At 68.8% G+C, this 365-nt stretch carries 1 protein-coding gene; it reads right to left on the bottom strand.

The window, feature by feature from the left end:
* Positions 1–137: 137 nt before the first annotated feature.
* A partial coding sequence (locus FLQ44_RS00390) for an amino acid--tRNA ligase-related protein (protein ID WP_338117441.1) occupies positions 138–365 on the bottom strand: 228 nt, incomplete at its 5' end.

The raw sequence follows: 365 nt of genomic DNA, 5'->3' as shown, positions 1-365 counted from the left end.
GGTGCTGTCCTGTTCGGGGGCCGCATGAAGGCTCTGGCTGGACCCCAGCAGCAGCACGCCCGCCACCGCCAGGCAACAGATCCATCGTTCGATCCACGCGCGCCGGCGTCCCAGCGCGCGCGCAGCTGTTGCCACTGTCAATCCGCCTCCGGCCGCATGTACGGAAACAGCAGCACGTCGCGGATCGAGGCGCAGTCGGTCAGCAACATCACCAGGCGGTCGATGCCGATGCCCAGTCCGCCAGTCGGCGCCATGCCGTATTCGAGCGCGCGGATATAGTCGGCGTCGAAGTGCATGGCCTCGTCGTCGCCGCCCTCCTTCTGCTCGACCTGGGTGCGGAAGCGCGCGGCCTGGTCCTCGGCGTC

Source organism: Vogesella mureinivorans, from assembly GCF_007644035.1.
Classification (GTDB): Bacteria; Pseudomonadota; Gammaproteobacteria; order Burkholderiales; family Chromobacteriaceae; genus Vogesella; species Vogesella mureinivorans.
The sequence above is the reverse complement of the archived record's forward strand: the minus strand, read 5'-3'. Positions and strand labels throughout refer to the sequence as shown.